This is a genomic window from Streptomyces sp. NPDC052052, assembly GCF_040680455.1.
In the GTDB taxonomy this organism is placed as follows: domain Bacteria; phylum Actinomycetota; class Actinomycetes; order Streptomycetales; family Streptomycetaceae; genus Streptomyces.
On record NZ_JBFAWU010000032.1, the window covers coordinates 1 to 18,588 of the forward strand.

General features: G+C 71.0%; 14 protein-coding genes. 6 read left to right on the forward strand and 8 right to left on the reverse strand.

The genetic code is table 11. The annotated features are described in order from the left end of the window. Nucleotides 1–131: 131 nt before the first annotated feature. Nucleotides 132–3,884 (reverse strand): S8 family serine peptidase, encoded by a 3,753-nt coding sequence (locus AB0L71_RS29730; protein WP_365248734.1) that lies wholly within the window; start codon nucleotides 3,882–3,884, stop codon nucleotides 132–134. 419 nt (nucleotides 3,885–4,303) lie between these two features. Between AB0L71_RS29730 and AB0L71_RS29735 the strand changes: the two genes are divergently transcribed. Together AB0L71_RS29735 and AB0L71_RS29740 are read left to right on the forward strand one after the other, a co-directional pair. Then, nucleotides 4,304–4,924 carry a hypothetical protein gene (locus tag AB0L71_RS29735; protein WP_365248737.1) on the forward strand — a complete coding sequence of 207 codons (621 nt, stop codon included), beginning with the start codon at nucleotides 4,304–4,306 and terminating at the stop codon, nucleotides 4,922–4,924. Nucleotides 4,925–5,101: 177 nt separating this feature from the next. Then, nucleotides 5,102–5,743 carry a hypothetical protein gene (locus AB0L71_RS29740; protein ID WP_365248740.1) on the forward strand — a complete coding sequence of 214 codons (642 nt, stop codon included), beginning with the start codon at nucleotides 5,102–5,104 and terminating at the stop codon, nucleotides 5,741–5,743. Between the two features lie 194 nt (nucleotides 5,744–5,937). Here the strand turns inward: AB0L71_RS29740 and AB0L71_RS29745 are convergent, their stop codons facing one another. The 6 genes from AB0L71_RS29745 to AB0L71_RS29770 all read right to left on the reverse strand — a co-directional run bounded on the left by AB0L71_RS29745 (nucleotide 5,938) and on the right by AB0L71_RS29770 (nucleotide 12,296). After that, nucleotides 5,938–6,564, reverse strand: a complete 627-nt coding sequence (locus tag AB0L71_RS29745) for a hypothetical protein (RefSeq protein ID WP_365248743.1) — start codon at nucleotides 6,562–6,564, stop codon at nucleotides 5,938–5,940. Between the two features lies 1 nt (nucleotide 6,565). After that, entirely contained in the window at nucleotides 6,566–7,099 is a 534-nt protein-coding gene (locus AB0L71_RS29750) for a sigma-70 family RNA polymerase sigma factor (RefSeq protein ID WP_365248745.1), read from the reverse strand. Nucleotides 7,100–7,178: 79 nt separating this feature from the next. Then, the gene (locus tag AB0L71_RS29755; protein ID WP_365248748.1) at nucleotides 7,179–8,330 is read right to left on the reverse strand and encodes an XdhC/CoxI family protein; all 1,152 of its coding nucleotides are present in this window, start codon (nucleotides 8,328–8,330) and stop codon (nucleotides 7,179–7,181) included. 68 nt (nucleotides 8,331–8,398) lie between these two features. Further along, nucleotides 8,399–10,807 carry a molybdopterin cofactor-binding domain-containing protein gene (locus AB0L71_RS29760; protein ID WP_365248751.1) on the reverse strand — a complete coding sequence of 803 codons (2,409 nt, stop codon included), beginning with the start codon at nucleotides 10,805–10,807 and terminating at the stop codon, nucleotides 8,399–8,401. Nucleotides 10,808–10,809: 2 nt separating this feature from the next. Next, nucleotides 10,810–11,403, reverse strand: a complete 594-nt coding sequence (locus AB0L71_RS29765) for a (2Fe-2S)-binding protein (protein WP_365248754.1) — start codon at nucleotides 11,401–11,403, stop codon at nucleotides 10,810–10,812. Between the two features lie 2 nt (nucleotides 11,404–11,405). Continuing rightward, nucleotides 11,406–12,296 carry an FAD binding domain-containing protein gene (locus tag AB0L71_RS29770; RefSeq protein ID WP_365248757.1) on the reverse strand — a complete coding sequence of 297 codons (891 nt, stop codon included), beginning with the start codon at nucleotides 12,294–12,296 and terminating at the stop codon, nucleotides 11,406–11,408. 254 nt (nucleotides 12,297–12,550) lie between these two features. On the opposite strand from AB0L71_RS29770, the gene AB0L71_RS29775 reads away from it, so the two are divergent. Then, the gene (locus AB0L71_RS29775) at nucleotides 12,551–14,293 is read left to right on the forward strand and encodes a PucR family transcriptional regulator ligand-binding domain-containing protein (protein WP_365248760.1); all 1,743 of its coding nucleotides are present in this window, start codon (nucleotides 12,551–12,553) and stop codon (nucleotides 14,291–14,293) included. Nucleotides 14,294–14,457: 164 nt separating this feature from the next. Then, the gene (locus AB0L71_RS29780) at nucleotides 14,458–15,243 is read left to right on the forward strand and encodes a hypothetical protein (protein WP_365248763.1); all 786 of its coding nucleotides are present in this window, start codon (nucleotides 14,458–14,460) and stop codon (nucleotides 15,241–15,243) included. A 102-nt stretch (nucleotides 15,244–15,345) separates the two neighbouring features. Here AB0L71_RS29780 and AB0L71_RS29785 read toward each other — a convergent pair whose 3' ends face one another. Beyond that, entirely contained in the window at nucleotides 15,346–16,056 is a 711-nt protein-coding gene (locus AB0L71_RS29785) for a GntR family transcriptional regulator (protein ID WP_365248888.1), read from the reverse strand. A gap of 187 nt (nucleotides 16,057–16,243) precedes the next feature. Between AB0L71_RS29785 and AB0L71_RS29790 the strand changes: the two genes are divergently transcribed. Together AB0L71_RS29790 and AB0L71_RS29795 are read left to right on the forward strand one after the other, a co-directional pair. Further along, nucleotides 16,244–17,092, forward strand: coding sequence for a (2Fe-2S)-binding protein (locus tag AB0L71_RS29790; protein WP_365248766.1), 849 nt, complete (start codon nucleotides 16,244–16,246; stop codon nucleotides 17,090–17,092). A 191-nt stretch (nucleotides 17,093–17,283) separates the two neighbouring features. After that, complete coding sequence (locus AB0L71_RS29795; RefSeq protein WP_365248769.1) at nucleotides 17,284–18,360, forward strand: DUF2637 domain-containing protein; 1,077 nt, start codon at nucleotides 17,284–17,286, stop codon at nucleotides 18,358–18,360. Nucleotides 18,361–18,588: the final 228 nt, after the last annotated feature.

The window sequence follows — 18,588 nt, forward strand, 5'->3', positions numbered from 1 at the left end:
CGTCCAGCACGTGCCGTGGTGCAGGAGCGCGGGAACGGGAGCACCCTGGTAGAGAGGTGATTGCCATGAAGACACCCGCCGGATGACCCGGTCCGGGGTGCACGGCCCCCTCAGGGGAGCGTTTCAGCAGGTCACTTCAGGCCGAAGGCCCGGATGATCTCCTGATCGATGCCGAGTCCGCCGTCCGCCTCGGCGTGTGCCTTCAGCGACACGGACGAGCTGCCCGTCTTCGGCGTCTTGATACGGGCGGTCCAGGAACCGGCCGCGTTCTTGTGCAGGTCGACGGCGCTCCAGGTGGTGCCGTCGTCGTAGCTGACCGACAGCGTGGCCTTGGTCGCCTTCACCGCGTCCGCCAGCCACTCCTGGGTACCGGAGCTGAGACCGATCTCGGTCCACTGTCCGGCCTTGACGTCGCCGGCCAGGTCGGTGGCGACCTTGTAGTCCAGCTGGAGGAGCGGGATGTCGGCCTTGTACGGGCCGTTCTCGTCCAGGGCGCCGGAGACGAAGTTCCACTCGGTGTGCGTACGGGTGGAGGCCTTCCACACGTCCCCGTCCCGGGTGGAGTCGAGGACGAAGCGGTACGGCAGCGTCTCGGGCGACTGGCTCCAGGCGAAGCCGTCCCGTCCCGCCGACTTCCTGACGAGTCGGTCGCCCTGGTAGAAGGCGATGGTGGTGGTGTCGTACTCGTCCGCCATCATGTCGCCCGCGTGCCCTGCTCCGGAGTCCGACCACGGGCTGAAGTTGTACTGGAAGTCGTTGGAGACGCTGCGGAAGGGACCCCAGTAGCCGGTGCCCAGCCGGGGACGGCTGACCGGGGCGAACCAGTCGGCGGTGTAGGTCCGGCCCGCCGTGTAGTCCGCGTCCCCGCCCCGCTGCGAGTGCGCGAAGCCGGTCTCCTCGGCGTTGAAGACGGAGTGCTCCTCGTACCAGAAGGACGCGCCGGGCAGCGGCGTGACCCACTCGGTGCGGGTGCCGGGGAACTTCTCGTACTCCTGGAATCCGACGCCCGGGCCGTAGTCCGGGATGTCGTAGCGGTAGCCGCCGCCGAGGACGTCGCGGTGGCCGTAGAAGGTGTTCTCCACCTTGGCGAGCTGACGGGTCGTCGGGGCGAAGGTCAGCGAGCGGTCCGGGATGGTGCCGTCGTGGCGGTCGACCAGGTCGTAGAGGTAGCGGGCGAACTTCCTCTGGGTGACGTCGAGTTTGGCACCCCGTTCAGCTTCCTTGATCAGGTTCTCGCCGGCCAGCCGCTGGACCGAGACGACCGGGATGTCGGCCGTGGTGCCGTACTCGGTGTACCGCTCCATGGCCACGCCACGGCCGTCGTTGACGACGAACAGCGCCGTGGCGCCGGCCGCGAGGGCGTTGGCGAGCCGGTCGGCGGGAGCGACCGCGTCGTTGTGGCGGATCACGACGGCCTTGCCCTTGGCGTCCAGGCCCTCGTAATCGGCCGCGGCTCCGTCTCCGGCGAAGACAGCCGTCAGTTTCTGGCTGCTGTTCTCGGCGACCGGCGATCCGTTCTGCACGGTCACCGGCACATCACGGCCGCCGACCGTCACGTCGATCTGCTTCTCGCCCTGCCGCCAGCGGGTCAGGAAGGAGAAGCTGCCCTCGGTGACCTTCTCGGTGGGGCTCGCCCACAACTGGTCGTACGTCATCGGGAGCTGGTAGAAGTCGCGCTGGACGAAGCCGTTCGGCGAGGTGCGTGCCATGTCGTAGCGCAGCTGCCGGGTCTCGGTCTCCTGCGGGGTCCGCACATCGATCTTGTGGGCCTTGGACGCGTCGAGGGTGACCGTGGTGGCCTTGTTCCCCACGATCGTCTCCGGGGCGGCCAGGAAGGCCAGGGCCTGGGAGTCGGCGCGGTCGCCGTCGACGTCCACGGTGGCCCAGGTGGTGTAGTTGCCCGGCGGCAGCCTCAGGGTCCTCTCGCCGTTCACCTGGACGAGGCCGATGTACGGGTCGCCGAGCGCGCCGAACACGACCAGCCCGTCCATCGGCTCGCCCGCACGGTCCCGGAGCCGGATCGTCAGGTCGTACAGCTCCCGCTCCTTGACCAGGGCGAAGCCGGTGTGGGCGACGACGGTCCCGGCCGTGTCCTTGGCGACGACCTGGCCGGAGAACTGGGTGTCCTCCGCGACCTTCGACGGGTCCAGCGAGAGGACGGCCTCGGCGGTGGAACCGGCCGGGACGGTCAGCTGCTTCGTGGAGAGGGTGTAGGCGTCGGTGTCCGTGCCGGTGTCCAGGTCGAGCGAGACGTCCTGGGCGCCGGTGTTGCGGTAGGTGATGGTCCGCTGGGCGACCGGGTCGGCGTCGGAGTGCGGCCAGTCGTAGGAGGCGACCGCGACGGAGCCGGTGGCCTCGATGGTGGTGTCGATCGCCGCCTTGACGTCGAGCCGGCCGGTGCCCTGCTCGTACGGGGTGTAGTCCGGCAGTTCCTTGGACGAGCTCATCAGCACGTCCTTGATCCGCTGGCCGGACCAGTCGGGGTGACGCTGCTTCAGAATGGCTGCGGCACCGGCGACATGCGGGGTCGCCATCGACGTGCCGGACATCGACTGGTACATCCCACTGATGCCCGGAACCGCCTGCGAGGCGGCGGCGTTGATGTCCACACCCGGCGCGGACAGATCCGGCTTCAGGCCGTAGGACCTGGTCAGCGGGCCCATCGAGGAGAACCACGCACGGTTGTCCTCCTTGTCGACGGCGGCGACGGTCAGCGCCTTCTCGGCCGAACCGGGCGATCCGATGGTGCCGGCGTCGTAGGAGTTGCCCGCGGCGATGACGAACAGCGGTCCGCCGTCGGCGGAGAGGGCGTCGACGGCCTGGGACATCGGGTCCGAGCCGTCGTCCGGGATGTCGGAGCCGAGGCTCATGGAGACCACGTCGGCGCCTTCGGCCTTGGCCCACTCCATGGCCGCGATGATGCCGGAGTCGGCCCCGGAGCCCTCGTCGCCGAGCACCTTGCCGACGATCAGTCCGGCCCCGGGCGCGACGCCCTTGTTGGCCCCGTCCGAGGCCGCGCCGGAACCCGCGATCGTGGAGGCGACGTGCGTGCCGTGGCCGTTCTTGTCCACGACCTCCTCGCCCGGCACGAAGCTCTTGGTTTCGAGGATGCGGTCCTTGACATCGGGATGGGTGGCGTCGATGCCGGTGTCCAGGACGGCGACCTTGATGCCCTTGCCGTCGTAGCCCTCGGCCCACGCCTGCGGGGCGTTGACCTGCGGCACGGAGTCCTTGAGTGCGACCTCGACCCGGCCGTCGAGCCAGAGTTTGGCGATGCCGTTGTCCAGCGAACGGGCCTTGGACGTACGGGAGATGTCGTTCCAGAAGGTCCGAGCGGTGCTCTTGTCGGCCTTCAGTGCCGCGCCGTGGATGCTGTCCAGCGTGCGGGTCTTCTTGGCGCCATCCGGAGCGGCGGGCAGGGAACGGCTGCGGCTCTCCGGGTAGGTGGCGATCAGCGGTATGCCACCGGACGTCTTGTCGTCGTACCCCATCCTCGCGAGGGCGGAGACGTTGAACAGCCGGCGGTCCAGCTTTCCGGCCGCCAGCAGCGCGGTCACCTCGTCGGGCAGGACGTAGATGTCGTCGCCCGCCTGCTGTACGTGCACGCCGCCGGTCGCTCCGTCGGGGCGGTCCACGGTGACGGTGTCCTGTTTGCCGGCACCGTCCTGGTAGTGGACGACATCGCCGGTGAGCAGCGTGATGTCGTACTGGCGGACGTCCGCGTCGATGGAGGCCGCGCCGCGGAGTTCGGCCGCGTGGGCGGCGCCTCCGGCGAACGGCACGACGCCGACGACGAGCGCCACCGAAGTGGCCAGGAGCAAGGCCGTGCGTCCGGCCCGGACGGGCCGATGTCGTCCGTCGGCGGACGAGAGTGCGTATGTCATGCCGTTCATCTATCGGCAGCCGGGGCGCACCGTCAGCGTTCCGCCCGGGCGGAAAACCGCCACGGCGCATAACCGCCTGCGAGCTACGCACGGAACGCCATCCTCCGGAATCATTCGGGGACGCGGCCGGACCGATCGCGCGGAAACACCGGTGGACTGGCCGGAAACCATCTCCCCGAAAGGCCGTCGACTCTCCGCCGCAGGAGCAGGTTCCCGGAAAATCCCCGCCGAATCGCCTGTGCTGACCTCTCGCCCATACCAGCATCGACGCATGGAGGCGAGAGCGAAATTCGGCCCGATCAATACATGGAATGCATTAAACGTGATCTGCATCATGCCGTGGAGATCTTGTGCCGGGAGATCTTTCGACTTGAGGATGTGGCTTCGAAATAGAGCCACCCAGAAGGGAGTTCCCGGAAGTGGGACGAACCAAGCGGGTCCTCATTCCCGCCATTACGGCCGGCGTGTTCACCCTGACCGCACTCACGGCCTATGCCGCAGTGACGGACAACATGTATCCGACCGCCAATGCGAATTGGAATTGCTGGGACGGTACGCACACGAATGGCCTCATGTGCCAGACGGACAACTCCGCCCTCACGGCATATGTGGGGTCCTCCCTGACCAGCACCGGGCGCTCCAACGTCCGGGCCGCGATGAGCGGCCTCAACTCGACGGACCTCAGCGTCTCCTACCACTCCAGCCCGGTGAAGACCGGCGACTCGGAAACCGACATCATCGCCTACAAGCCCACCTGGAGCTGGGGTGTGTACCCGAGCGGGGTCGTCGGTGTGACCTGGTGCAACGACGCCGTGACGAGTCGCAAGTGCGACCAGCACTACGTCGCTTTCAAAACCGCCACTCCCAGCAAGAACCTCGCCTGCCACGAGACCGGACACGCGGTGGGGCTGACGCATGGCCAGGACGCGAGTCCGCGCGTGAAGAACACCAATTCCGGCCTCGCCTGCATGGTCACACCTCTGAACGGAATCAACTATCTCGGTTCCAGCAACAAGGAACTGATCAACTCCACTTACTGATACGTGAGGCTGGCAGTGCGAAATTACGTGAGAATTGCTCTGGCGACGAGTGGAATGGTCGCCGCCGCAGTGATCGGCGCCACGGCGGGCCTCCTCGGACCATCCGGTCCGCAGGCAGACAAAATTGTTCTCGCCGGTGGGAGTGACACACTCCCGACGGATACCGCATCCGATGTCGTGTCGTTCTCGGATGCGGTCGTCGTGGCCACGGTAGCCAGCGAGAAGAAGGTGACGGACACCCAGGATGACCTCGACTCGGACGAATTGATGGTCGGCCGGTCGATCACGCTCACCGTCAATTCGATTCTCTGGGTGAACACCAAGCTTCCGGACTACAACCCGTCCGTCCCCGTTCCCTCGCAGCTGACCGTCGGAGCCGCCGGCTGGTCGAGCCTCCAGGGTGTCGAGTACGAGATGGCGCTGCAGGACTCATCGAGGCTGGAGACGGGCAACACCTACGTCATTCCGCTGACCAAGTACCGCACCGGCGAGGGCTGGGGGCTCACCAGCGCCTCCGGCGTCCTGCCCTACAACGGCGGTGTCATCGGCCAGGGCGAGCACCAGGGCGTCGCCAACGTGACGCTTCAGGCAACGGATGTCGAGTTCAGTCCGCTCGCCGTCTCGCTGCTGGGCAAGAGCGCGACGGCCATGACCACCGCGCTGTCCAGCGCCACACCGCACACCGGAGTGTCGCAGGTGGACACCCCGGACGACCGGCTCGCGGCCTACAACGCCGCCACCTATCCGTCGGATCCCGCGGAGGAGGAGCCGGAGCCGGACGCGGACTTCCCGCCGATCAGCGACCCGGGTGTGGACTGAGGCCACGGACTCATGACAACGGCGCGGCTGGGGCCGTGAGATGAGAGGAGCCGTGCGGAACGGGGGGGTACGTTCTCCCCTGCCCGCACGGCTCCGTCGCGTACCGGTCGCGGCAGCCGGCCCGCGGCGCCCGGCCGGACGGCCCCCGCGCGAAGTCACCCGGGGGCGGACCGCCAACCACTCACCCCCACCGCTCACTTCCCCGCGTCACGCCAGGTGCCGGTGAGTTCGCACGCCCTTCCCTCGGTCTTCTTCAGGTACGGCTCGATCGCCGCTCGGGTCACCGCGATCTCGTCCCCCTGGTAGTCACTGGCGAACTGATCGTGTGCCGAGTAGACGACGAGCAGCAGGTGCTCGCCCGGTTTCCAGCGTGCCGTGCCGGGTTGGGCGGCAGGATCCGGGACCTCCACATCGACCCGCTCCCGTCCCCGCGCCGGGCGCAGCCAGTCGTCGACGGCGAAGGTCACCACCACCCGGCCCGCCCCGGCTGCCTCACGCACCGACACCACATCGCCTTCGGCGATCATCCGGGTGCAGGGGACCACCGCCTCCCACGTCATCCCGGCGTCCGCCTCGTGTCCCGCCGTCCTGCGCGACGGCGTACCGGACCCGTCGGTCCACGTCCCGAGAACGAGGGCGACGGCGGCGACCGATGCGGCGAGGATCAGCGCCGGCAGAAGCGCCCGGCGTACCGGACGCCGTGGCGCGACCGGCACCGGCACCGGCACCGGCGTGTGAGCCGCTCCGGCACGGTCCCCGGCGGCCTCGGCCCCGATCATGCCCAGGGCCAGGCGGATGCGGTCTTCGTCCGTTGTCTGCATGTCAGAGCACCTCCATCTCACGAAGCCGAGCGCGCACCGCGGTCACGGCCGCATGCAACCTGCTCTTCACCGTTCCTTCCGGAATGCCCAGCAGCGCGGCCATGTCCCGCACGGTGAGGTCGGCGTAGAAGCGCAGGGTGAGTACCTGCCGCTGGGCCGGGGGCAGGGAGTCCAGGCCCTGCGCGACGGTCAGCGCGAGCAGCCGGTGTTCCTCCGGGTGTTCGGCGGGCGGGTTCTGCTCCCAACGGGCAGCCAGCCGTTCTCGCAGTCCCGCGTCGCGGGTGCGTGCGCGGTGCCAGTCGATCGCCACCCTCGACGCGACGACACTGATCCAGGCCGCGGGCTCCCTGATCTGCCGGCGCCCTCGCTTCGCCTCCTCCTCCATCAGTTTCAGCCGCACCTGCTGGACACCGTCGTCGAGCTCGTCCCAGGGCACACCGCCCAGGGCGAGCACGGCCCGTACTCTTCCGCTGTCCAGCGTCTCCACAAGGGTCGGTGCACGGTCCGGGGACTCGGCTCTGCGCCATAGGGCCATTCCCAGCTCCTTTTCTCCCTCCTAGGACGGAGCAGGGACCGGAAACGTTCGATCTCCCCGGAGTCCGTGCGGAAGTCGGTCAGGCGACCGGCGAGATGCCTCCGGCCACGGTCCGGCCGCCCTCGCGGTGGATGGGGGTGTGCGTCCCCGTGAGCGGGGCGCCGCTGCCGCCGCGCCGGTCGGCGACGATCTCGGCGGCGATCGACAGCGCGGTCTCCTCGGGGGTGCGGGCGCCGAGGTCGAGGCCGATCGGCGAGTGCAGCCGGGCCAGTTCGGGTTCGGTGAGGCCGATGGCGCGCAGCCGCTCGTTGCGCGCCAGATGGGTACGCCGCGATCCCATCGCCCCGACGTACGCCACCGGCAGTCTCAACGCCCTTTCCAGCAGCGGGACATCGAACTTGGCATCGTGGGTCAGCACGCACAGGACGGTGCGCGCGTCGACCTCGGTCGCCGCGAGATAGCGGTGCGGCCAGTCGACGACCAGCTCGTCGGCCTCCGGGAAACGCGCTCGGGTGGCGAAGACGGGGCGGGCGTCGCACAGGGTGACGTGGTAGCCGAGGAACTTCCCCGCCCGGACCAGCGCCGCGGCGAAGTCGACGGCCCCGAAGACGATCATCCGGGGCGGGGGGACGCTCGACTCGACGAGCAGGGTGAGCGGTTGTCCGCAGCGCGAGCCGTCGGCGCCGATGGTGACGGAGCCGGTGCGGCCCGCCTCCAGCAAAGCATGGGCCTCGGCCGCGGCGGTGCGGTCCAGCTCCGGATGTCCGCCGAGCCGGCCCTCGTACGAGCCGTCGGGGTGGACGAGGAGAGGGCGGCCGAGGAGTTCCGCGGGTCCGTCGGTGATCCTGGCGACCGCCGCCGCCTCCTTCCGTGCGGCGGCGGCGAGCGCGGCGGCGAACACGTCGCGTGCGGGGTCGTCCGCACCGATGGGTGTCACCAGGATGTCGATGACGCCACCGCAGCTCAGTCCGACCGCGAAGGCGTCGTCGTCGCTGTATCCGAACCGGGCGCGCACGGTGGTGCCCTGGTCCAGCGCCTGCCCGCAGAGTTCGTGGACCGCGCCCTCCACGCACCCGCCGGAGACCGATCCGATCGCCGTGCCGTCGCGGTCGACGGCGAGGGCGGCCCCCGGCTGCCGGGGCGCGCTTCCGCCGACCGCCACGACGGTGGCCACGGCGAAGTCGCGGCCCTGCTCGGCCCAGTGGTGGAGCTCCTCGGCGATGTCCAGCACGGTGTCTCTCCTTCCACGGGTGTGCGCAGGGGCGGAACCGGTGCGGGTGCGGTTCCCGCTCGCCGGATTCAGGTGCCGGTGATGTGCTCGGGGCGTACCGGTGTCCTGGTGAGCTCCCGTCCGGTCGCGTTCCGGATCGCCGCGAGGACGGCCGGGGTCGAGGAGAGGGTCGGGGCCTCGCCGATGCCACGGAGCCCGTACGGGGCGTTTCCGTCGGCGAGTTCGAGCACGTCGACCGGGATGGTCGGGGTGTCGAGGATGGTGGGGATCAGATAGTCCGTGAAGGACGGATTGCGCACCTTCGCGGTCCTCGGGTCGACGATGATCTCCTCCATGACGGCGATGCCCAGCCCCTGCGTGCTGCCGCCCTGGATCTGGCCTTCGACGGACAGCGGGTTGAGGGCCTTGCCGACGTCCTGCGCGCAGGCCAGTTCGATGACCTTGACCAGGCCGAGTTCGGTGTCGACCTCGACGACCGCGCGGTGGGCGGCGAAGGAGTACTGGACATGGCCGTTGCCCTGCCCGGTGCGCAGGTCGAACGGCTCGGTGGGCCGGTGCCGCCACTCCAGCTCGGCCTCGACGGCCTCGTCCCCCAGGACGTCGGCCAGGTCGGCCAGTACCTCGCCGCCGTCGGTGACGACCTTGCCGCTCTCCAGGAGGAGTTCGGCGGTGGCCCAGGCGGGGTGGTACGTACCGAACTTGCGGCGGCCCCTCTCCAGGACCTGCTCGCGAACGGCCTCGCAGGAGTGCTTCACGGCGCCGCCGGTGACATAGGTCTGCCGGGAGGCGGAGGTCGAACCGGCCGAGCCGACGCGGGTGTCGGCCGGATGGATGGTGACCCGGGCGACGCCGAGCTCGGTGCGGGCGATCTGGGCGTGGACGGTGACCCCGCCCTGGCCGACCTCGGCCATGGCGGTGTGCACGGTCGCGACGGGCTCGCCGCCGATGACCTCCATGCGCACCCGGGCCGTGGAGTAGTCGTCGAAGCCTTCGGAGAAGCCGACGTTCTTGATGCCGACCGCGTAGCCGATGCCCCGTACGACTCCTTCGCCGTGGGTGGTGTTGGACAGCCCGCCGGGCAGGGCCCGCACGTCGGCCTGTTCGCCCGCCACCTCCCACTGGCGCTCGGGCGGCAGCGGTCTGGCCTTGACGCGGCGCAGCAGTTCGACGACCGGGGCGGGCGAGTCGACGACCTGCCCGGTCGGCAGCACGCTGCCCTGCTCCATGGCGTTGAGCTGCCTGAACTCCACCGGATCCATGCCCAGTTCGGCGGCCAGCTTGTCCATCTGGGCCTCGTAGGCGAAGCAGGCCTGGACGGCGCCGAAGCCGCGCATGGCGCCGCACGGGGGATTGTTGGTGTAGAGCGCGATGGCTTCGATGTCGACGTCGTCGATGACATACGGTCCGGCCCCGAGCGAGGAGGCGTTGCCGACGACGGCCGGGGAGGAGGAGGCGTAGGCGCCGCCGTCCAGCACGATGCGGCACTTCATGTGGGTCAGCTTGCCGTCGCGGGTGGCGCCGTGCTCGTACCGGAGCCGGGCGGGGTGGCGGTGCACATGCCCGAAGAAGGACTCGAACCGGTTGTAGACCATCTTGACCGGCCGGCCGGTGCGCAGGGCGAGCAGGCAGGCGTGGATCTGCATCGACAGGTCCTCGCGGCCCCCGAAGGCGCCGCCGACCCCGGAGAGCGTCATCCGGACCTTGTCCTCGGGCAGGCCGAGGACCGGGGCGATCTGGCGCCGGTCGGCGTGGAGCCACTGGGTGGCGATGTACAGGTCGACGCCGCCGTCCTCGGCGGGCACGGCGAGCCCGGACTCGGGGCCGAGGAAGGCCTGGTCCTGCATCCCGAAGACATACTCGCCGGTCACGATCACATCGGCGCGGGCCGCTGCCGCGTCCGCGTCGCCGCGGACGATGGGCTGGCGGTGGACGATGTTGGGGTGCGGTACGTGCCCCGCGTGGTGGTCGGTGCGGTCCTCGTGGACGAGCGGGGCACCGGGGGCGGTGGCGGAGGCCTCGTCGGTGACGACGGGCAGTTCGCGGTAGTCGACCATGATCTTCGCCGCGGCGCGGCGGGCCGTCTCCGGGTGGTCGGCGGCCACCAGCGCCACCGGTTCGCCGTGGTGACGGACCTTGCCGTGGGCCAGGGCGGGGGTGTCCTGGATCTCCAGTCCGTAGTTCTTCACCGGGGCGGGCAGGTCGTCGTAGGTGAGCACGGCGTGGACGCCGGGGGTGGCGAGGGCCGCGGAGGTGTCGATCGAGACGATCTCGGCGTGCGCGAGGGTGGAGCGCAGCGTGTGGCCCCAGAGCATGTCCTCGTGCCACATGTCGGAGGCGTACGCGAACTCGCCGGTGACCTTCAGGATGCCGTCGGGCCGCAGGGTGGACTCGCCGATGCCGCCCGTGGAGCGGGTGCCGGGGCCGGTGCCGGTGGGGGTGCCCTGGTCGATGCTGCCGGGGTTGCCGGTGACGCCCATGGTCAGACCGCCTCTTCCGCGCGGGCGGCCGCGAGACGGACCGCGTCGAGGATCTTCTCGTAGCCGGTGCAACGGCAGAGGTTGCCGGAGAGCGCCTCGCGGATGTCCGCGTCGGACGGCTGCGGGTTGCGTTCCAGCAGTTCGTCGGCGGCGACCAGCAGGCCGGGGGTGCAGAAGCCGCACTGGACGGCTCCGGCGTCGATGAACGCCTGCTGGACCGGGGAGAGTTCGCCGGGTTCGCGGGCTTCCTCGCCTCCCGGTTCGGCCCGCCACTGCCGGGCCTCCTCGATCGGGGTGCCGCAGGCGCCCGTGGCGCAGGCACGGCCGGGGTGGGCGCGGGAGCGGTGGGCGGCGAAGTCGGCGAGGCCCTCCACGGTGACGACCTCGCGGCCCTCCGCCTGGCCCGCGGCGACCAGGCAGGAGCAGACCGGGACACCGTCCAGACGGACCGTGCACGAACCGCACTCGCCCTGTTCGCAGGCGTTCTTGGAGCCCGGCAGGCCCATCCGCTCGCGCAGCACGTAGAGGAGGGACTCGCCCTCCCAGACGTCGTCCGCCTCGTACCCGCGGCCGTTGACCGTGAAGTGGACGCGCATGATCAGGCGGCTCCTTCGGTGGTGCGGCCGTTGCCGCGGTACGACTCCCAGGCCCAGCCGAGGGTGCGCCGGGCCATGATCCCGACCGCGTGCCTGCGATAGCTCGCGGTGCCCCGCACGTCGTCGATCGGGTTGCAGGCACCGGCCGCGAGAGCGGCGAACTGCCGCGCGACGGACGGGGTAAGGACCGTGCGACTGTCCCAGAATCCGCCCTCCTCCAGCGCGGCGTTCAGGAATTCCTCGGCCGCCTTCGCCCGTACGGGCGTCGGCGCGGCCGAGCCGATACCGGTGCGGACCGTGCGGGTTGCCGGGTGCAGGGCCAGGCCGAAGGCGCAGACCGCGATGACCATCGCGTTGCGGGTGCCGACCTTGGAGAACTGCTGCGGCCCGTCCGCCTTCCTGATGTGCACGGCCCGGATCAGCTCGTCCGGTGCGAGGGCGTTGCGTTTGACGCCGGTGTAGAACGCGTCGATCGGGATCATCCGGGTCCCGCGCACGGACGCCGCCTCGACCTCGGCGCCCGCCGCGAGGAGTGCCGGATGGGCGTCGCCGGCGGGCGACGCGGTGCCCAGGTTGCCGCCGACGCTGCCGCGGTTGCGGATCTGCGGTGAGGCCACGGTGTGCGAGGCGAGCGCCAGTCCGGGCAGCTCGTCACGGAGATGCTCCATGATGCGGGTGTACGGGACGCCGGCGCCCAGCCGTACGGACTCCTGGCCCACCTCCCACTCGGACAGCTCCGTGATCCGGGTCAGGTCCAGGAGGTACTCGGGCCGCCGGTGGTCGAAGTTGATCTCGACCATCACATCGGTGCCGCCCGCGATGGGCACGGCCGTGGGGTGTTCGGCCTTGGCGGCGAGTGCCTCCTCCCAGCCGGCGGGTCGAAGGAAGTCCATGCGTGGCTCTCTTCTCGATCGGGTTCGCCGGGGCTGGGGACAGCCGGCCCTCGACCGGTCGTCACCGTGCGGCCACGGAATGTGGGGCCCCAGTACACAAGGCGTGTTTCCAGCCCGTGCAGTCACCGAAACCATGAAGGAGTTGGCCGCCTGATCTCCTCGTCTTGTAGATTCGAACGAATGACGGAGGTCTGTGACCTCACCGCAATACCCAGTTTTCCTACCTACCAACGAAAGAGATCGGCGGCGACGAGATGCGGCTGCGCGCACTGCTGGAGACCGACGCGCTGGGCCTGCGACTGCTCGGCGGCGAGGAGGAGCTGGACCGTTCGGTACGCGGCGTGATGACCACCGACCTGCGGGACCCCAGCCGCTATCTGTCGGGCGGCGAGCTGGTCCTGACGGGGCTCGCCTGGCGCCGGGACGCGGCCGACTCGGAACCCTTCGTACGGATCCTGGCCACCGCCGGGGTCGCCGGACTCGCGGCCGGAGAGGCCGAGCTCGGCGACATCCCCGCCGATCTGCTGGAGGCGTGCGAGCGGCACCGGATGCCGCTGTTCGCCGTGAACGAGACCGTGGCGTTCGCGACGATCACCGAGCATGTGGTGCGGCAGGTGTCCGGCGAGCGCGCGGGCGATCTGGCCGCGGTCGTGGACCGGCACCGCAGGCTCATGACCTCGGGCCCGGCGGGCGGCGGCCCCGAGGTGGTGCTCGATCTGCTCGGCTCCGACCTCGACCTGCGGGCCTGGGTGCTCTCCCCCACCGGGCGGCAGATCGCGGGCGCCAGTGACGCACCGCTGCCCGGACCGGTCCGCACGGCGCTGGCCGGCCACCATCTGACCGCCACCCGCACCGGCCGGCGGGCCCCGCACCGGACCACGGTCGACGGCACCACCTATTCGCTCTTCCCGGTCCCCAACGCCGCGCGGGACGCGGGCCCGGCCTCCCGTGACGTGCGCACGTCGCTGCTGTCCGACTGGCTGCTCGCGGTCGAGGCCGACGCGGACGACTGGCCGTCCGCCCGGCTGGACCTCCTCCAGGGCGTCACCCAGCTGATCGCGGTCGAACGGGACCGGCGCGACGCGGCCCGTACCGTACGCCGCAGGCTCGCCCAGGAGGTCGTGGAGCTGGTCCAGACGGGCGCCGCGCCCGGCGAGATCGCCGCCAGGCTGAGGGTCGCCGCCCCGGTGCTGCTCCCGGGGCTGGGAGCGGCACCGTGCTGGCAGGTCGTGGTGGCCCGGGTCGAGTGGAGCGGCGCGGAGGGCACCGCGACCGGCGGCTCCCCCGGCGACTCCGACTCCGCCGTCGCGAGCGGCTCGGTCGCCCAGGCCCTGCTGGAGGAGATCCTGGTCGACCCCGCCGTCACCGGACCCGAATGCGCCGACCGGATAGCGGTCGCCCAAGCGGGCGACGAGGCCGTGGCCCTCGTGCCGCTGCCCGGCCCCGGCCGGCTCGTCCCGGTCCCGGGCGAGGAGCGGTTCGAGGCGGGCGGGGCAGCGCCCGCCCTCCGTGCAGAGGCCCTGCTCGCCGCCGTCCGCGAGCCGCTCTCCGCGGGCCTCGGCGACGACGGCCGCCTGACCCTGGGGGTCAGCGCGGTGGTGGACTCCCCCGAGGGTCTGCGCGGTGCCCTGGAGGAGGCACGGCACGCACGCCGGGTGGCGGCGGCCCGGCCCGGCCGGGTCTGCGCGGCCGGGCACGACGAGTTGGCCTCGCACGTGCTGCTGCTGCCGTTCGTCCCCGATGACGTGCGCCGCGCGTTCACCGCGCGGCTGCTCGACCCGTTGCGCGACTACGACGGACGCCACCGCGCGGAGCTGATCCCGACCCTGGAGGCCTTCCTGGACTGCGACGGCTCCTGGACCCGCTGTGCGTCCCGCCTCCATCTGCACGTCAACACGTTGCGCTACCGCGTAGGCCGAATCGAGCAGTTGACGGGTCGTGACCTTTCGCGCCTGGAGGACAAGCTCGATTTCTTCCTCGCCCTGCGCATGAGCTGATCTCCGGGCCCCGCTTGGGCTCCACACGGGTCGGGATGTTTGTGAAATTTTTCACCTGACATGGAGCCGACCCCTTGGCCCGGCATGGCATTCCGTGCTGAGATGCGGCCCAGACTCAACAGCTCGATGGCGCGCTCGGGGAGGGCAATGTGGCGCATACCGCCATGTCTGGTTCCGGAACGACAGCAGATGACGATCCGCCGCTCCAGACAGCGGTATGGCGCCTGCGGTCACGCGCCTGCTGGACGGATGCCGCCGCACTGCTCGAACACGACGCCGCCACCGACCCGGCGGCGGCGCTCCAGCGGACCGGCCTGCTGATCGAGCGGTGCCTCTACACGGGGCAGGGCTGGACCGACGCCGAGGACGCCCTGCGCACCGCGGAGGCTCTCGCCCAGGACGACGCCGAACGCGGCGCCGCCGCCTGCGAACGCGGCCATCTGGCGTACGCGTCGACGCTGCTGGGGGTACGGGACCGGGCGGACGAGGCCAGCGTCGCCCTGAGCCGGGCGGCCGCACTGCTCGCCCCGTCCGCACCGGCCCGCCCGCTGCTGGACTACCGCCGGGGGCTGATCGCACAGAACATCGCCGACTCGCCGCAGGCCGCGCGCGCCGCGTACCGCAGGGCCCATGCCGGTGCCGCCGCACAGGGGGACGCCCTGCTGCTCTCCTCGACCTGGCGTCATCTGGCCCTGCTCTCGCTGCGCGAGGGCGAGGTGGCGGAGGCACGGCACGGTTTCGCCGAGTGCCTGCGGATCAGGGAGGAGCTGGGGTACCTGATCGGAACGGCTCCGGCCCTGATCTCGCTGGCCGACTCCGAGCCGGAACCCGAGACGGCGAGCCGGCTGCGCGCCGAGGCGGGGAGGCTCTTCCGGCTCCTGGGGGGTGTGCCGACCTGGCTGGCCCCGCACCTGGACCCGCCGCCCGCGAGGGCGGCCGAGGAGAGCTGAACGCCGCGCCGTCCTCACGGCACCGGCGGTACGGCACCGGCGGTACGGGCGGACAGCGCCGGGCAGGGGCCGTCGCGGCCGGGCCCCGCTGCCGTACCGGTGTCAGCTCGCGGCCCCGGTGTAGTGCTCCCGCACGAGCGTCCGCACGACGGCCAGGTCCTGGGCGACCAGAGCGTCGATCAGGGCCGTGTGCTCGGCCGCATCGGCGAGCAGCCCGACACGGTCGGCCGTGGGACCGCTCCCATGCGGCCACTGGGAGCGGCGGTGCAGATCGTCCGCGACCATCACCAGCTGCTCGTTGCCGCCGAGCGCCAGGACCGCGTGGTGGAAGGCGCGATCGGACTCGGCGTAGCCCGCCCGGTCACCCATGGCCGCTGCCGTGACGGTGGCGTCCGCCAGCGGACGCAGGGCGCGCCAACGGCCCGGCGGGACGGTGTGGGCCAGCCGCAGTATGACCGGGACCTCGATCAGCGCCCGCACCTCGGCCAGCTCGGCCAGCTCGCGCGGGCCCCGCAGGGACACCCGGAAGCCCCTGTTCGGTACGACCTCGACAGCGCCCTCGACGGCCAGCTGCTGCATCGCCTCGCGCACCGGGGTGGCGGAGACCCCGAAACGGGCACCGAGCGCCGGGGCGGAGTAAACCTCCCCCGGGACCAGCCGGCCGTCGGCCAGGGCCGCGCGCAGGGACTCCAGGACCTGCCCGCGCACGGAATGACGTTGCACCAGGGGCCTCGGGGCGAACGGCTCGCTGTGGGGGTGCTCGCCACGGGTCTGTCCCGGCACCTGTACGGACTCCTGGGCGGTGGCGGACACCGCGGAAGCCGGTCGCTCCCGCTCACGCCCTCTGCCCTGCTCCACTCAGACCTCCTCTGGCCGCCGCGGCTACGGCTCGCGTGCGCTGTCCGAGTGCACGATAAGCGGCGCCGACGACAGTTCACACATCGATCCTCTCGGGTAAGGTAAGGCTTACCTGTAAACGATCGCGATTCGGCGGCTCTGCATGACCCTCCCCGCGCTTCTCACCGGTAACACCGCGTCCGCCGTGACGGACGCGTACGCGCGCCTGACCGAGGTCTTCCCCGGGGTGCGCACGCGGGTGCTGTCGGACGGCGAGCCCATCCCCGGCGGGGCCGGCTGGGTGGGCGCGGGCGAGCTCGCCGCGGGGGGCGCCGCACTCGACGCCTTCCTCGCCCATGACCATGCGCAGGTGCTGCGGGACTACGGGCAGGAACCCCGCACCGACGTGGTCGCCTGCTTCGGGCTGCACCGGTACGCCTGGCCCGCCTGCCTGCTGGTGACGGTGCCGTGGTTCCTGCACCGCCGGGTGCCCCGGATCCCGGTCGAGGACGTGGCCTTCCAACGTGCACAGGGACAACTCGCCGTACGCGTAGGAGAGTTCGCCTGTCTTCCCGGCGACCCGGCCGCCGCCCTGCCGGGCGCCCGGGTGGTTCCCGACGAGGCGGCGCTGCGGGCCGAGGTGCTGGCCTCGGTGGCCGACCACATCGGCCCGGTGCTGGACGGCTTCGGACCACGCATGCGGCGCGGGCGACGGGCGCTGTGGGGCATGGCGACCGACGAGATCGTCGAGGGCCTCTGGTACATCGCCCATCTGCTCGGCGAGGAGCAGCGGGCGATGACCGAGCTGGAGGCGCTCCTGCCGGGCACCACGAAGCCGTTCGTCGGATCGGCGGGCTTCCGTGAGCTGACCGGCCCCGAGGGCGAAGCGCTGCCCACCCGCGACCGGGCCAGCTGCTGCCTGTTCTACACGCTGCGCCCGGAGGACACCTGCGTCACCTGCCCGCGCACCTGCGATGCCGACCGGGTACGGAAACTGACGCCTGCTCACTGATCAACGCACCCCGCACGGGTAGTACTATTCGAACGCACATCGCTGGCCGTGTACGGATAATCGACCAGATCCCGGCTATCCGTATGCCCTGCCAACCCATTGGCGTTCTCTTGCCCCGAAACTCCCTGAGCGTGCTGGGGTTTCGGCAATCATGGCGCCCGAAATGCCCTACGCGACGCAAGGGACCGCGCATGAGACTGACCGACATATCGCTCAATTGGCTGCTTCCGATTGCCGTGCTGCTCGCGGGGGTCGCGGCGGCGGTGGCGGTGGTCGCACGCGGCAAGCGCGCCGCCGAGAAGTCCACGACCGACGACAGCTGGGAGCGCAGCGAGGAACGCCGCAGGCGCAAGGAGGCGCTGTACGCGACCGCCTCGTACGTCCTGCTCTTCTGCTGTGCGGCGGTCGCCGCCGCGCTCTCCTTCCACGGGCTCGTCGGCTTCGGCGAGCAGAACCTCGGCCTCTCCGGCGGCTGGGAGTACCTCGTCCCGTTCGGCCTCGACGGGGCCGCGATGTTCTGTTCCGTGCTCGCGGTCCGCGAGGCGAGCCACGGTGACGCGGCGCTCGGATCACGGCTGCTCGTATGGACGTTCGCCGGCGCGGCCGCCTGGTTCAACTGGGTGCACGCGCCGCGCGGGATCGACCACGCGGGTGCCCCGCACTTCTTCGCGGGGATGTCGCTCTCGGCGGCCGTTCTCTTCGACCGGGCGCTGAAGCAGACCCGCCGGGCCGCCCTGCGCGAACAGGGGCTCGTACCGCGTCCGCTGCCGCAGATCCGGATCGTGCGGTGGCTGCGCGCCCCCCGGGAGACCTTCGGCGCCTGGTCGCTGATGCTTCTGGAGGGCGTACGCACCCTCGACGAGGCGGTCGAGGAAGTACGGGAGGACCGGCGGGAGAAGCAGGAGAACCGTCTGCGCAGGAAGGACCAGGCGAAGCTGGACCGGGCCCGCATCAAGGCGATGAACCGGCAGAACCGGGCCTGGCGCCGGGTCGGCCGCGGCGGCACCCAGGTGGACGTGCAGGCCATCTCCTCCGGGGCGGGCTCCGCCCAGTCCTCCATGGAGCCTGCCCTACCCGAGCCGGAACAACTGCCCCTGCGCGCCCGGCCCTCCCTGCAGGCTGTGACGAAGTCGAGCTCAGGCTCGTCGAGCCAGAGCTCCCGTGATCCGTTGACCGTCGACCTCACCGCCGAGGACGACACCCAGGCGCTGCCCCGGCTCGACTCGCTGGAGCGCAAACTGAAGGATCTGGAGCAGCAGTTCGGCTGATTCTCCACTCAGGGCCCTGACGGCCGGGTATCTCCCGGAGCGTCAGGGCCTTTCGCCGTCCGGCTCGAGCCGGACCGCCTCGCCCCACAGCAGGCGCACAGGGAAGACGGAACGACCACCGGAACTCCGGACATATCGGCGACGCATTCCCCTCCCCCGGTCAACTTCCACAACATTCACACGGGTTGCCGTTGACGACACCCGGTCTACGCGCGTCATCATGGGGAC

What these genes read in the sequence shown, in the direction of transcription:
- AB0L71_RS29730 (WP_365248734.1), bottom strand. Translation starts at nt 3,884, where the DNA reads ATGACATACGCACTCTCGTCCGCCGACGGACGACATCGGCCCGTCCGG.
- AB0L71_RS29745 (WP_365248743.1), bottom strand. Translation starts at nt 6,564, where the DNA reads ATGCAGACAACGGACGAAGACCGCATCCGCCTGGCCCTGGGCATGATC.
- AB0L71_RS29750 (WP_365248745.1), bottom strand. Translation starts at nt 7,099, where the DNA reads ATGGCCCTATGGCGCAGAGCCGAGTCCCCGGACCGTGCACCGACCCTT.
- AB0L71_RS29760 (WP_365248751.1), bottom strand. Translation starts at nt 10,807, where the DNA reads ATGGGCGTCACCGGCAACCCCGGCAGCATCGACCAGGGCACCCCCACC.
- AB0L71_RS29765 (WP_365248754.1), bottom strand. Translation starts at nt 11,403, where the DNA reads ATGCGCGTCCACTTCACGGTCAACGGCCGCGGGTACGAGGCGGACGAC.
- AB0L71_RS29770 (WP_365248757.1), bottom strand. Translation starts at nt 12,296, where the DNA reads ATGGACTTCCTTCGACCCGCCGGCTGGGAGGAGGCACTCGCCGCCAAG.
- AB0L71_RS29775 (WP_365248760.1), top strand. Translation starts at nt 12,551, where the DNA reads ATGCGGCTGCGCGCACTGCTGGAGACCGACGCGCTGGGCCTGCGACTG.
- AB0L71_RS29780 (WP_365248763.1), top strand. Translation starts at nt 14,458, where the DNA reads ATGTCTGGTTCCGGAACGACAGCAGATGACGATCCGCCGCTCCAGACA.
- AB0L71_RS29790 (WP_365248766.1), top strand. Translation starts at nt 16,244, where the DNA reads ATGACCCTCCCCGCGCTTCTCACCGGTAACACCGCGTCCGCCGTGACG.
- AB0L71_RS29795 (WP_365248769.1), top strand. Translation starts at nt 17,284, where the DNA reads ATGAGACTGACCGACATATCGCTCAATTGGCTGCTTCCGATTGCCGTG.